13 protein-coding genes are annotated in these 14,192 nt (G+C 34.2%); 11 read left to right on the top strand and 2 right to left on the bottom strand.

The annotated features are described in order from the left end of the window. Positions 1–3: 3 nt before the first annotated feature. The 11 genes from BU038_RS02400 to BU038_RS02350 all read left to right on the top strand — a co-directional run bounded on the left by BU038_RS02400 (position 4) and on the right by BU038_RS02350 (position 11,047). On the top strand, positions 4–618 hold the full coding sequence (locus tag BU038_RS02400; RefSeq protein WP_107604646.1) for a DUF1405 domain-containing protein: 615 nt from the start codon (positions 4–6) through the stop codon (positions 616–618). Between the two features lie 41 nt (positions 619–659). Beyond that, the gene (locus BU038_RS02395; RefSeq protein ID WP_096754697.1) at positions 660–1,340 is read left to right on the top strand and encodes a zinc metallopeptidase; all 681 of its coding nucleotides are present in this window, start codon (positions 660–662) and stop codon (positions 1,338–1,340) included. Positions 1,341–1,466: 126 nt separating this feature from the next. Continuing rightward, positions 1,467–1,784 carry a nucleotide pyrophosphohydrolase gene (locus BU038_RS02390; RefSeq protein ID WP_107604645.1) on the top strand — a complete coding sequence of 106 codons (318 nt, stop codon included), beginning with the start codon at positions 1,467–1,469 and terminating at the stop codon, positions 1,782–1,784. Positions 1,785–1,819: 35 nt separating this feature from the next. Next, entirely contained in the window at positions 1,820–2,947 is a 1,128-nt protein-coding gene (gene bshA / locus BU038_RS02385) for an N-acetyl-alpha-D-glucosaminyl L-malate synthase BshA (RefSeq protein WP_107604644.1), read from the top strand. Then, positions 2,944–4,143: a CCA tRNA nucleotidyltransferase gene (locus BU038_RS02380; RefSeq protein ID WP_107604643.1), complete on the top strand. Its 1,200-nt coding sequence runs from the start codon at positions 2,944–2,946 to the stop codon at positions 4,141–4,143. Before bshA ends, BU038_RS02380 begins: the two co-directional genes overlap by 4 nt. Beyond that, on the top strand, positions 4,136–5,107 hold the full coding sequence (locus BU038_RS02375; RefSeq protein ID WP_107604642.1) for a biotin--[acetyl-CoA-carboxylase] ligase: 972 nt from the start codon (positions 4,136–4,138) through the stop codon (positions 5,105–5,107). The genes BU038_RS02380 and BU038_RS02375 overlap by 8 nt, the downstream gene beginning before the upstream one ends. A gap of 15 nt (positions 5,108–5,122) precedes the next feature. Further along, positions 5,123–7,813, top strand: a complete 2,691-nt coding sequence (locus BU038_RS02370; RefSeq protein ID WP_107604641.1) for a helicase C-terminal domain-containing protein — start codon at positions 5,123–5,125, stop codon at positions 7,811–7,813. A 152-nt stretch (positions 7,814–7,965) separates the two neighbouring features. Further along, complete coding sequence (asnS, locus tag BU038_RS02365) at positions 7,966–9,258, top strand: asparagine--tRNA ligase (protein ID WP_107604640.1); 1,293 nt, start codon at positions 7,966–7,968, stop codon at positions 9,256–9,258. A 98-nt stretch (positions 9,259–9,356) separates the two neighbouring features. After that, a complete protein-coding gene (locus BU038_RS02360; protein WP_107604639.1) occupies positions 9,357–10,034 on the top strand; it encodes a DnaD domain-containing protein in 678 nt (225 codons plus the stop codon). Next, positions 10,035–10,703, top strand: coding sequence for an endonuclease III (nth, locus tag BU038_RS02355; protein ID WP_107604638.1), 669 nt, complete (start codon positions 10,035–10,037; stop codon positions 10,701–10,703). Positions 10,704–10,714: 11 nt separating this feature from the next. Next, positions 10,715–11,047, top strand: a complete 333-nt coding sequence (locus tag BU038_RS02350) for a YpoC family protein (protein WP_107604637.1) — start codon at positions 10,715–10,717, stop codon at positions 11,045–11,047. 116 nt (positions 11,048–11,163) lie between these two features. On the opposite strand, the gene BU038_RS02345 is transcribed toward BU038_RS02350, so the two are convergent. Beyond that, positions 11,164–13,467 carry a transglycosylase domain-containing protein gene (locus tag BU038_RS02345; protein ID WP_107604636.1) on the bottom strand — a complete coding sequence of 768 codons (2,304 nt, stop codon included), beginning with the start codon at positions 13,465–13,467 and terminating at the stop codon, positions 11,164–11,166. Then, positions 13,464–14,090, bottom strand: coding sequence for a Holliday junction resolvase RecU (gene recU / locus BU038_RS02340; protein ID WP_107604635.1), 627 nt, complete (start codon positions 14,088–14,090; stop codon positions 13,464–13,466). Before recU ends, BU038_RS02345 begins: the two co-directional genes overlap by 4 nt. Positions 14,091–14,192: the final 102 nt, after the last annotated feature.

Raw genomic sequence — 14,192 nt, 5'->3', positions numbered from 1 at the left:
GCGATGAGTATCTTACAGTGGTGGAGATGGGCGTTATATGCACGCCCATTTCTTTTATTAGTTTTAATTTGTAATATATTAGGTACAGTTTACGGTTACATATGGTATGGAAGCCAGTTAAAGGAAGCTGCATGGTATTATTGGATATTCATTCCAGATAGTCCGACAGCTTCACTCTTTTTGTGTATTGCGATATTACTACTGCTCTTAAATAAACAAAGCAGCATCATAGAAGCGTTAGCGTTTATGACCTTAATCAAATATGGTGTGTGGGCAGTAATTATGAATTTGATTTTATTTTATCAATACGATGAAATTACAATCAGCGGTATGATGTTATTAATCTCTCATGGCATTATGGCGTTTGAAGCTATACTATTTTATCCACGTTTCAAAATTACTTTAGGTGCAGGCATCATTGCGATCATTTGGATATTCCATAATGATTTAATAGACTACGTCTTTATGCAGTTTCCATATTATCCATTTATCGATACACATTTAGAACTGGTTGCTTATATTGCGTTTATATTAAGTATGCTATGCATTATTTTGTACTTTTATTTAAAACCGTTGTTACAGCGCAAATTAATTGACCAAAGTTTACGTTCTCAGTAAAATAATGTTATAAAGGAGTGAGCATTTTGTCTTTAGTAAGTATGATAATTTATTTTGCAATATTAATGATTTTGCCGCTTTGGGCACAACATAAAGTTAAATCTAATTACGAAAAATATTCACAAGTCAGATCGACAAGTGGTAAAACTGGACGAGAAGTGGCTGAAGAAATTTTACACGCCAATGGTATCAATGATGTTGAAGTACTAGAAGGTCAAGGTTTCCTATCAGACCACTATGACCCGACTAAAAAAGTAATTCGTTTATCTCCTGCGAACTACAATCGTCCAAGTGTTGCGGCAACAGCGATTGCAGCACACGAAGTAGGGCATGCGATTCAAGACGCTCAAGGTTATTTCTACTTGAGATTCAGACACGCATTGTTCCCATTAGCAAATATCGGCAGCAGCTTGTCATACATTTTAATTATGGCAGGTATCGTATTAACGTCGATGCAAATGGCAATCGGTTCTACAGCGTTATGGATTGGGATTTTCTTAATGGCATTTGCAGTGTTATTCTCAATCATCACATTACCGGTAGAATTTGATGCGAGTAAACGTGCGATGAATAATATCAAATCATTGCATATCGTTAATGACAAAGAATATAAACATGCACGCAAAGTATTGAGTGCCGCAGCTATGACATATGTAGCATCTACAGCAGTTGCAGTTGCTGAATTATTAAGATTTATCTTAATTGCACGCTCAAGCGATTAATTCAATAAAGTGTTGAAACCTTGCTCTCGCAGCAAGGTTTTTTTATTTAGCTTGTGATTGCACTTAAAATGCATAATAAAAAAATATAAGATATACTAGGAGATAAGATGTAAGGAGATGAAATGCATGAAAACAATGTCAGAAATGCAAAAAGAAGTCGATGCATACATCGGCCAATTTAAAGCAGGATATTTCTCACCCCTTGCTAATTTAGCACGTTTAACAGAAGAAGTCGGGGAACTTGCTAGAGAAATCAATCATGTGTATGGAGAAAAGAAAAAGAAAGACACTGAAGAAGAAAATACAATTAAAGCCGAACTTGGTGACAACTTGTTCGTCTTATTATGTATAGCAAACTCACTAGACATCGATATGACTGAAAGTTTCGATGAAACAATGCACAAATTTAATACACGAGATAAAAATCGTTTTGAACGTAAATAAAATTAGATAGAGAGATAAAGGAGAGTCGGTTTGAAATGAAGATAGGAATTACATGTTATCCTTCTATGGGAGGTTCAGGTATTATTGCTACTGAACTTGGGATAACTCTTGCTGAAAGAGGACATGATGTCCACTTTATCACTTCAAACTTACCGTTTCGCATTAGAAAACCACTTCCAAATATTACTTTCCACCAAGTTGAAGTCAATCAATATGCAGTGTTTCAATATCCACCTTATGATATCAGTTTAAGCACTAAAATCGCATCAGTTATTCGTGAATATGATTTAGATATTCTACATATGCACTATGCTGTACCTCATGCGATTTGCGGCATATTAGGACGTCAAATGTCAGGCAAAGACGTTAAAATTATGACAACCTTACACGGTACGGATATTACTGTTCTTGGTTTTGATCATTCTCTTAAAGATGCGATTAAGTTTGGAATTGAAAACAGCGATGTTGTAACAAGTGTAAGTAAATCATTAGCACATCAAACACAAGAAATCATCGGTACTGATAAAGAAATTATACCGATTTATAACTTTGTCAGAGAAATTGATTTTCCGACAAAACGTAACGATGCGTTGAAAAAAGTCTATGGCATAAAACCAGATGAGAAAGTATTAATTCACGTTTCAAACTTTAGACAGGTAAAACGAATTGATACGATTATCGAGACATTCAAAAAAGTACATGATCAAATACCATCTAAGTTACTTTTACTTGGTGATGGTCCAGAATTAATGGAAATGAAACGGTTAGTACGTGAATTAAACATAGAAGACGATGTGATGTTTTTAGGAAAACAAGAGTTTGTGAACCAATTTTATCAAATGTCTGATTTAGTACTCTTGTTAAGTGAAAAGGAAAGTTTTGGTTTAACATTACTAGAAGCAATGAAAACAGGTGTTGTACCTATCGGTTCAACAGCTGGCGGTATTAAAGAAGTGATTAAACATGAAGAAACTGGCTTTATTGTAGATATTGGAGACAGCGATAAAGCAAGTGAGTATGCGATTGAATTACTAACGAATGATGCGCTGTATCAACGTATTCGTGAACAAATGCTGAAAGACGTAACAGAACGCTTCAATTCTGAGTTAATCGCAGATCAATATGAATATTACTACAACCAAATGTTAGAAGGAAAATCATGAACAAAGACTTATTTTTAAAAGCTGCACCTATTTTAAATCAAATACAAGATAATGGATTTGAAGCCTATTTTATAGGAGGCTCTGTCCGTGATTATTTAATGGATCGTCCAATCCATGATATTGATATAACTACCAGTGCTGCACCTGAAGAAATTGAAGCGATATTTGAGCATACAATTCCTATAGGGAAAGAACATGGAACAATCAATGTCGTTTATCAAAATGAAAATTATGAAGTCACAACGTATCGTGCTGAAGGTGAATATAAAGATCATAGACGACCTGATGAGGTATTCTTTGTACGTGATTTATACAAGGATGTAGAGCGAAGAGACTTTACGATGAATGCGATTGCGATGGATACTGATTTTACAATTAGAGATTACTTCGGAGGATATGAAGATATTAAACAAAAGCGGATTGTCACAGTAGGGCCTGCAGAAGAGCGATTTACAGAAGATGCTTTACGTATTCTGCGAGGTTTACGTTTTAAATCACAATTAGGATTTGAAATAGAAACTGACACTTTCAAAGCAATGAAACATCGTATGGCTGATACCGCGTATTTATCCATCGAAAGAATTATTGTTGAATTAACCAAGTTACTAGCTGGTAAAGATGTAGCACATGTTTATCCGTTATTACTTGAGTTGAATTTCTTTGATTATGTACCATTTTTCAAAAATTACAAGATGTCTCAAATTTCTATTTGCGAACCGATTTCATTAGAATTAATGCTTGCTGTGATGATGTATAAACAACCTGAAGTTAATGGTGCATTAGCGGAATTGAAAATAAGTAATGAAATGAAAAAGAAAGTTAAAATGTACTGTACTGTGTTTGAAAAACTTGAAACACTTTCAGATAAAAAAGCATTACGTCTTTTAGTTTACGACTATAGCTTGCCTGTATTATCTTATATATTGTCGATGCATGAAACATTAAATGAAAATCAGATTTCTTTAGGAAATCCTTTAATAATGAATCAAGAATCAATTAAAACGGTTTACAATGATTTAGTGATTTCCAAAAGAAGTGACATCGCTATCAATGGTAAAATCATATTAGAAACATTAAATCGAAAAGGCGGCCCGTGGTTAAAAGACGTGCTTAGAAAAATAGAATGTACCATTATCAATCATGAGTTGCAAAATGAACAAAGTGAAATTATAAAATGGGTGAAAGCAAATGTCTAAATATAGTCAAGATGTCGTTAAAATATTATACGACAATCAACCAGAGTATATATCTGGTCAAATGATAGCAGAACAATTACAAATTTCCAGAACTGCAGTAAAGAAAATTATTGATCAGTTAAAAGCAGAAGGATGTGTCATTCATTCTGTCAATCATAGAGGCCATCAATTAGAACAACTTGCAGATACTTGGTATCCTGGTATCGTAGAACAAATTGTATATACACAAGGCTTTTTCGATGATGTCTATGTTTATGATACGATTGACTCGACACAACTTGCTGCAAAACAAAAAATGGTTGGCCATCAAAATGCGATGTTAGTACTAAGCAATGAACAAACCAAAGGTCGTGGCCGCTTCAATCGTTTTTGGGATTCCGCAAAAGGGAAAGGTCTATGGATGAGTGCAGTATTTCGTCCTAAAGTACCTTTTTCGTTAATCACTACATTTAATCTATTTATGGCCTTAGCAATTCGAGAATCTATTCAACCATTTTCTAAAGATAAGGTTGAAATTAAATGGCCAAATGATATTTATATCGGTTCGAAAAAGGTGTGTGGATTCTTAACAGAAATGTCCGCAAACAGCGATGGTATAGAAGCTGTTATCTGTGGTATCGGAATCAATATGAACCAACATGTGGATGAATTTCCAGAAGACATTGCACATCGTGCAACAAGTATTTTTGAACATGCAGATCAAAAAATAGATCGCTATGCTTTTTTAGATACATTATTGAAGAATATGAAGAAACGTTATATCCAATTTTTAACTGTACCTTTTGAATCTATCAGAGATGAATATAGAACACATTCTAATATCTGGCATAGAACTTTGAAGTTCACAGAAAATGACGAACAATTTAGTGGTCAAGCTATAGATATTGATAAAGATGGATTTTTATTAGTTGAAGATGAAGAAGGTACAAACCATCGTTTGATGAGTGCAGATATAGATTTATAGAAAGGAGGCGATCATGTGAGTCAAACCACTTATGCAGTGGTAGATTTAGAAACGACAGGTAACCAAAAGGATTATGATGAGATTATCCAAATCGGTATTACATTTGTACGTAATTATGAAATTGTCGGTTCATACCACTCTTTAATAAAGACAGACTTAGAAATTCCGCCTTTCATCCAGGCACTCACGTCCATCGAAGACGCTATGTTGACACAAGCGCCATACTTTCATGAAATAGCAGATGAAGTATATGAAGTATTGAAGGATTGTGTGTTTGTCGCACATAATGTCTCTTTTGATTTAAACTTTTTAAAAAATGCATTTAGAAAATGTAATATTACTTACCATCCAAGAAAAACTATTGATACTGTAGAATTATTTAAAATTGCATTTCCGACAGATAAAAGTTATCAACTCAGCGAATTAGCAGAAAACCATAATATTCCATTGAATAATGCCCATCGTGCAGATGAAGATGCAGCTACTACTGCTAAACTCATGATTAAAGCTTTCAATGTATTGAATGCATTGCCTACGGATACATTAAAACAACTCTATTATTTAAGTAAAGATTTAAAATATCAACTACATGATGTTCTATTTGAAATGGTTCGTCATCACGGTAATCAACCATTAGATCAACAATACGCACAATTTGAACAAATTATCTATAGAAAACAAGTCGATTTCAAAGCACCTTCTATTGACTTTGAAGGATCAACAGAAGATTTTTATAAGAAGGTTATCGATGCTTTAGGATTCACATATCGACCAAAACAGCTTTATTTAACAGAAATTATCCTAGATCAACTCATGCATAATGATAAAGCATTGATTGAAGCACCTTTAGGTTCTGGTAAATCTATCGCGTATTTAATTGCAGCGCTTATGTATAATATTGAAACAAAACAGCATGTGATGATTTCTACGAATACGAAGTTGTTGCAAAATCAATTGTTAGAACATGAAATACCAACTTTAGAAAAAGTGCTTGGCTATCGTATCAATGCGGCGATTATCAAAAGTAAACGCGAATATATTTCTTTAGGACTGATTAGTCAAATTCTAAAAGATGAGACGCAGAACTATGATGTAACTTTACTTAAAATGCAGTTGTTAATTTGGATTACCCATACAGAAACAGGGGATATTCAAGAGTTGAATCTTAAGGGCGGACAAAAAATGTATTTAGAACAAAAAGCAGAAACTTATGTGCCCGTCCGCCACGATATTCATTACTATAATTTCTTAAAGCGGAATGCTCAAAATATCCAAATCGGTATTACAAACCATGCACATTTAATTCATGCTTCACAAGAAAACAGTATCTATCAATTATTTGAAGACTGTATTATTGACGAAGCACATCGCTTACCAGATTATGCCTTAGACCAAGTCACAAATGAACTCAGTTATTCAGATATCAAATATCAACTGGGTTTAATTGGTAAAACAGAGAATGAAAAGTTATTAAAAGCAGTAGATCGGCTTGAACAAAAACGTATATTAGAAAGACTTGATATTCCGCCAATAGATGTTTTCGGATTAAAAACAGCAGTAAATGACATTCACGAATTAAATGAACAATTATTTACAACTATTTTTGATATTATCCATGAGTCAACGATTCATGATGATGATAATCATAAGATACACTTTGTAAATCAGTTTGATAAAGCACCTATTTTAAAAGACATTCATGAAATTATTCATAAGTTGAATTTAACTTTAGAATACTTTAATGGTATGAGTCATAAAACAATCAAATCGATTCGTAAACATTTACTGTATATCAATGATCACTTCCGTGCGATTGAACAAAGCTTAAAAGCTGATCACACATGCTTTTTATCTATTAAAAACTTAGAACAGAAATCTACAATCACTATTTATGTTAAAGATTATAAAGTGAAAGATATTCTTTCTCATCAAATCTTAGATAAATTTAATGCCTTGACCTTTATTTCAGGTACATTAACATTTAATGGTTCATTTGAAGCGTATAAAAAGTGGTTTAATCAAGATGCTGAATTCAATACGTACATCATAGATGACGTGGTTGAAAATCATAATAAAGCCACTATATTTATACCAAATGATGTAGAACCTTATAATTATCGTGAAGTAGAGAAGTATGAACACGCGATAGTCAGCTATATTACTGAATATGTAAATATGACCGAATCTAAATGCTTAGTACTCTTTACCAGCTATAAAATGATGTACCATGTCCAAGAATTACTGAATGATTTACCTAATTTTGATGATTATATTATTTTATCTCAGCAAAATAACAGTCAAAACTATAAAATCGCTCAACAATTCAACAGCTTTGATAAAGCTATCTTATTAGGAACAGGAACATTCTTTGAAGGTTTCGACTTCCAAGGTGATGGAATTAAATGTGTCATGATTGCTAAATTGCCGTTTATGAATCAAAACAATACAAAATATTGGTTAATGGATTCAGAATTTGTATCAACGTTTAAAGACTATGTACTGCCTGATGCAGTCATTCGATTCAGACAAGGATTAGGCCGTTTAATTCGTAACGAGAATGATAAAGGCATCATTGTTTCATTCGATGATCGTTTAATCAAAAGTAACTATCAACACTTCTTTATGCATACGTTGAAAGCATTTAATCAGCAAATCGGCAATCTGCAAAAATTCAGTAAAATTTTAAAGCGATTAACCGCACAATAGAGTTTATCAACTAGAAGAAAACGCATTTATTTGATAAAATGTATACGGGTTAACAGTTAATAAAATGCTCAAAGTAATTTGATGGAATTTGAACTTTCGAGCACTCATTAATTCTCTAATAAATGTCAAAAAGAAGTATAGGAGTTTGAATAATGAAGACTACAATCAAAGAAGCAAAGAACTACATTGGTCAAGAAGTCACAATTGGCGCTTGGCTTCAAAACAAACGTTCTAGCGGTAAAATTGCATTCTTGCAATTACGTGACGGAACTGGATTCATGCAAGGTGTCGTAGTGAAATCTGAAGTAGATGAAGACACATTCGCTACAGCTAAAAACTTAAATCAAGAATCATCAATGTACATTACAGGTACAATTACTGAAGACAATCGTTCTGATTTAGGTTATGAAATGCAAGTTAAATCTATCGACGTTATTCATGAAGCACATGATTATCCAATTACACCAAAAAATCATGGTACAGAATTCTTAATGGATCACCGTCATTTATGGTTACGTTCTAAAAAACAACATGCAGTTATGAAAATCCGTAACGAAATTATCCGTGCAACTTACGAATTCTTCCATGATAATGGATACGTTAAAATTGATCCGCCAATTTTAACAGCAAGTGCGCCAGAAGGTACAAGTGAACTCTTCCATACTAAATATTTCGATGAAGATGCTTTCTTATCACAAAGTGGTCAGCTTTACTTAGAAGCAGCTGCTATGGCGTATGGTAAAGTATTCTCATTCGGTCCAACTTTCCGTGCCGAGAAATCTAAAACACGCCGTCATTTAATCGAGTTCTGGATGATTGAAGGCGAAATGGCGTTCTATAACCACGATGACAGTTTAGAAGCACAAGAACAATACGTGGCTCACGTGGTTCAATCTGTACTTAAAAATTGCGCATTAGAACTTAAAATTTTAGATAGAGACACTTCTAAACTTGAGAAAGTTAAAACACCATTCCCACGTATCACATATGATGATGCGATTGACTTCTTAAAAGAAGAAGGTTTTGATGATATTGAATGGGGCGAAGACTTTGGTGCACCGCATGAAACAGCCATCGCTAACCATTATGATTTACCAGTATTTATCACAAATTATCCTACAAAAATTAAACCATTCTATATGCAACCAAATCCAGACAATGAAGACACAGTCTTATGTGCTGACTTAATTGCTCCTGAAGGTTATGGCGAAATTATCGGTGGTTCTGAGCGTATTAATGACTTAGAATTATTAGAATCTCGCATTGAAGAACATGGTTTAGATAAAGAAAGTTATGAGTACTATTTAGACTTACGTCGTTACGGTTCAGTACCTCACAGCGGCTTCGGTCTTGGTTTAGAAAGAACAGTGGCATGGATTTCTGGTGTAGAACACGTCAGAGAAACAGCACCATTCCCACGTTTATTAAACCGTTTATATCCATAAAAATTCTATGAATTGAATGAAAAATAAATGGGTCCAGTCATGTGTGTAAACGATGACTGGACCATTTCAATAGGTAAAATATATAAAGGGGGGTCACTTTGGATATAGAATTACTTAGGAAACGTCCAGTTGTAATTAGAAGAGAATTACTCGATCATTATGTTGAAATGGGTTTAACAGAAAGTGATTTAATCATCTTACTGAAATTGATTTATGAATATGAGCATTCTAATAAGCAGCCTTCCATTTCATATCTTAGTAAAGGTACAACAATGAAAGAACGTGAAGTGACAGGCGTCATCCAACGTTTGATTCAATTGGATTTATTAGATTTAACAGTACAAAAAGATGAAGAAGGACGCTTTGCAGAATTTATGAATCTAGATGGCTTTTATCAAGCCTTCAGTAAAGTTTTGAAATCTCAAGAAACACAACAGCGTGAACTGAATAACCAAGAAGCCTTCAAGTCATTATTCAGAATGATTGAAAGTGCATTCGGCCGTCCTTTGTCACCAATTGAAATTGATACATTAAATCAATGGATTGACGTAGATCACCACGATATTTCAGTGATTCAAGCTGCGGTGAATGAAGCATTGAGTCAAGAAAAAATGAGTTTTAAATACATTGACAGAATTCTATTGAATTGGAAGAAAAACAACGTCAAAACAGTAGAGGACTCTAAAAAAATCAGCAGTCAATACCACACACCGCAAATGAAACATACAGTCAAAAGCATTCCGAAATTTGACTGGTTGAATCAGGAGGAATCATAATTGTTAAGTAAGAAAAAAGCATTAAGTATGATAGATGTTATTGACGAAATGTTTCCAGATGCAGAATGTGAACTTAAACATGATAATCCTTTCGAATTAACGATTGCGGTGTTATTATCAGCACAATGTACAGATGTTTTAGTCAATAAAGTTACACGTGAACTGTTTAAAAAATATAAAACACCACAAGATTACTTGGATGTCAGTTTAGAAGAACTGGAACAAGATATTCGCTCAATTGGTTTGTATCGCAATAAAGCTAAAAATATTCAAAAGTTATGTCGTTCACTGATTGATAAATTTGATGGAAAGATACCGAATAATCGTACAGATTTAGAAAGTCTTGCAGGTGTTGGTAGGAAGACTGCTAATGTTGTATTAAGTGTAGCTTTCGGTGTCCCAGCACTCGCGGTAGATACGCACGTAGAACGTGTTTCTAAAAGATTAGGTATCAACCGATGGAAAGATAGTGTTAAAGAAGTAGAAGAGCGTCTTTGTTCTATCATCCCAAAAGATAGATGGAACCAAAGTCATCATCAACTTATCTTCTTTGGGCGTTATCATTGCTTAGCTCGTGCACCTAAATGTGATATTTGTCCATTATTCGATGATTGTAGAGAAGGACAGAAACGTTATCGTGAAAAACTAAGAAAAGAAGCTAAAGCGTAAGAGGTGATACTTTGATTACAAAATCTGATTTCGAAGCTTTAGAAGAACAAATCGATGTCTTCGCGAAAAAGAAACAATTAACATCTGAACAAGGGAAGGCTTTACTAGATCAATATTTAACTTTAATTGAACAATATTTTTGTCAGATTAATCATGTTGATACTATTGATTACGAAAAGATAGAGAGTTATCCTATTGTGCCGATTAATTTCCAAGAACGTTTTGATTATATCCATCAGCGTAAACATCATTTTATGGGTTATCGTCAAATGAAAACACTCATTAGCGAACTAATTAAAATGAATGCGGCATATAAAGCAAGACAAGCACATCAAAAACGCTAATAATTAAAATTATTAAAAGACATGTTTGAATCAGAAAATCAAACATGTCTTTTTAGATTCTATATATAAAGAAAAAGTGCAGTGCTCAGAAATTTGAGTCACTGCACTTTTATTATTTATGAAGCTTTATTATTGAAAATGGCATGAAGATTAAAGAATCTTGATAATGCGTTGCCATTTTGATTATCGCCTTGCTGGTTGTTGTTGCCTTGTTGATTATTGCCTTGTCCTTGTTGTTGGTTATTATTACCAAAGTTTTGAGTTCTGTTGTTTGAACCTTGTTGTTGATTGTTGTTATTGCTGTTATCGCTGTTACTACTGCTATTGCTGCTGCCGCCTTGAGTTGTACCATTACCGTTTACTTTACGGTTTGTAGTATTGTGGTCAGGGTTGCTCGCAACGTATAAGTCAGATTTGCTTGATCCATTAACTGAAGCTGGACGTTTGAAGTCTTCTCCATCTCTAGGACTGATATCTGACATTACATCTTCTAGCAAGTATTGTGGATACTCTTGTTCGTTATGTCCAACGAATGAGTTTTGACCGTATTCTTTAACTTTATTGAAGCCCATCCAAACTGACATTGAGTATTTAGGTGTGAAACCGTTAATCCATACATCTTTCGCTGCGTTTTCAGGTAAGTTGTATTGTTGGTAAGTTTCTGAACCATAAGTACCTGTACCAGTTTTGGCTGCTAAGTTAACACCAGATACGCCATGACCATAAGCAGAACCCCAAGCTTCAAATGTACCTTTCAGTACTTCTGAAAGCATGTAAGCTGTGTAGTCATGCATTGCTCTGTGATGTTTGTGATCAAATTCAGTTGTATTGCCATCTTGATCAACAACTTTAGTAATACCATGAGCTTGGTTGTATTCACCGCCGTTAGCTAATGATGCGAATGCAGAAGCTAAATCAGTAGGTGAGAATTCAGATGATGAACCACCAAGTACTTCTGAAGGACCAATTTCACCTTCGTATTTTAAGCCGACTTTATCAGCGAATTTCTTAGGTGCATCTTGACCAGCATCTTGTTTAGTTTGTTGCCAAGCTTTTAATGCTGGTATGTTGAAACTTTGACGTAGTGCATCATACAGTGTGACATTACCATGGCTCTTCGTATCATAGTTTCTAAACGTTGTACCATCTACCATGTATTCAGATTCATCTTGAAGTTCATGGTTTGTTGCCCATTGCATATTTTCAATGGCTGGTCCGTAAGATAAGAATGGTTTCAATGAAGAACCAGTAGGGTGAGGGTCAGTTGCTTGGTTTCGGTCGACGACATCTTTAAAGTGTCTGCCGCCTGAAATTGCGACTAAACCACCGCTCTTACTGTCAACAATAGTTGAACCGACTTGTTGATCTTCATTCTTGTAATAATTGCCGTTATCAATACGGTTCTGCAACGCTTTTTGAACACTAGAGTCCATATTAGTATAAATCTTAATACCACTGTTCATTAATTCACCAAGATTTTTGTCTTGGAACTCAGGATGTGCCATTAATTCAGATTTAACAAAGTTCACATATGAGTTATACTCAGGATCTTTATTATCTGGCTTGATTGCACGATCATCCGCATTACGTTTAACTAAGTTTTGTTGAATTGGTGTATCTTGCGCTTTTTTCATATCTTGTTCAGAAATGCGTTTATGATAATGCATTAAGTATAATACAGTATCTTTACGAGATTCCGCTTCTTTAGGATTATCATACACATTGTATAAGTTAGGTACTTGAGGTAAACCTGCTAAGTACGCTTCCTCAGCTAAATTCAAATCTTTCAAATCTTTGTCGAAGTAATATTTAGCTGCAGCTTTAATCCCATAAACACCATCAGAGTAGTAAATTTTGTTTAAGTAGATTTGGAAAATCTCATCTTTACTGTACTCTTGTTCTAAACGATACGATAAGTATGCTTCTTGTGCTTTACGGCCAATTGACTTTTGATCAGTCAAGAATGAACGTTTAACAACTTGTTGTGTTAATGTTGAAGCACCTTGTGAACCGAATCCGCCAGTAATGTTTTTACCGACTGCACCGAATAAACGTTTATAGTCTAAAGCACCATGCTTATAAAAACGATTATCTTCAGTAGCTAGGACGGCATCCTTCATATTTTGCGGAACATCTTTTAAGTCCACGTGTGCACGTCTTTGACCGTTATCAAGGGTCTTGACTAATTTACCGTCTTTATCATAAATCTTTGCTGGTATAGGATCTTTTAATTTCGCATCAGAAAACGCTGGGGCTTTCCATGCATAATATGCGAATAAAAGCACACCAACTAAGGCTAAGACAATAAACGCAATTAAAATGAAGCCAATAATCTTAATAATTGTCCTCTTAATATTCCTATTCTGTTTTTTACCAGACTTGCCATTCTTAGAATGAGAAGTCTTCTTTCTTTCCGTCATACGCGGTCCTCACTTTCATCTAATATCAACTTATCAACGGCTTTGAGGTAATTCAATCGTGGTTGATACTGATAAGGAATATGGTAACCATTTTTTCTTATTTCTTCAACTGTAATTGATTTTCTGATGTTATTTTGATGTCTTTGCCAAAATTTTTCAAAAGAACGATAAGGCAGCATATATACTTCATCTAATACTTTAAAACGGATTAATAAAAACACTATTCCGTTTTGTTCATAACATGATTTCATATGTGCGACTTGGTGTTCGTGAATATTTTGTAATGGAAAAGACGTCTTACTCTGAGTTTCTTTTGCTTCAAAATCAATATAACGGCCATTATAAATGCCATTATAGTCAGTTGTAGATGGGGTGCGGAAATATGCTTCTTTAATCACAGCTTTACTACGCTTAGGATAAGAAACATTTACGATTTGAACGGGTGTCGGTTTCTTGTGTATTACTGCTTTACCTGTAGAAAGGTAATAATCGTTTGATAATTCGATTTCCTTTTCTAAAGTCATCCCGCGTCCGCCATACTTGATTTTACTTGAATTTAGCGGGTTTGTGCGTCCAACTTTAGTCTTATTTCTATTAAATGGTTTACCATTTGGATAATTCATTTGTTTCACCACACCAACAGGTTTTTAAACCGTAATAATTATACACAACTTACAGTGAGATGCAAACTCTCTAAACTTATTTCAATACAACACTTGCTATAA

This window comes from Staphylococcus simulans, assembly GCF_003043455.1.
Classification (GTDB): domain Bacteria; phylum Bacillota; class Bacilli; order Staphylococcales; family Staphylococcaceae; genus Staphylococcus; species Staphylococcus simulans_A.
Note: the sequence above shows the minus strand (reverse complement) of the source record. Positions and strands in the feature narration are given on the sequence as shown.

Excerpts from the sequence above, each read along its gene's own strand:
- asnS (WP_107604640.1), top strand. The coding sequence starts at position 7,966 with ATGAAGACTACAATCAAAGAAGCAAAGAACTACATTGGTCAAGAAGTC.
- BU038_RS02380 (WP_107604643.1), top strand. The coding sequence starts at position 2,944 with ATGAACAAAGACTTATTTTTAAAAGCTGCACCTATTTTAAATCAAATA.
- BU038_RS02345 (WP_107604636.1), bottom strand. The coding sequence starts at position 13,467 with ATGACGGAAAGAAAGAAGACTTCTCATTCTAAGAATGGCAAGTCTGGT.
- recU (WP_107604635.1), bottom strand. The coding sequence starts at position 14,090 with ATGAATTATCCAAATGGTAAACCATTTAATAGAAATAAGACTAAAGTT.
- BU038_RS02375 (WP_107604642.1), top strand. The coding sequence starts at position 4,136 with ATGTCTAAATATAGTCAAGATGTCGTTAAAATATTATACGACAATCAA.
- BU038_RS02400 (WP_107604646.1), top strand. The coding sequence starts at position 4 with ATGAGTATCTTACAGTGGTGGAGATGGGCGTTATATGCACGCCCATTT.
- BU038_RS02390 (WP_107604645.1), top strand. The coding sequence starts at position 1,467 with ATGAAAACAATGTCAGAAATGCAAAAAGAAGTCGATGCATACATCGGC.
- bshA (WP_107604644.1), top strand. The coding sequence starts at position 1,820 with ATGAAGATAGGAATTACATGTTATCCTTCTATGGGAGGTTCAGGTATT.
- BU038_RS02395 (WP_096754697.1), top strand. The coding sequence starts at position 660 with ATGATAATTTATTTTGCAATATTAATGATTTTGCCGCTTTGGGCACAA.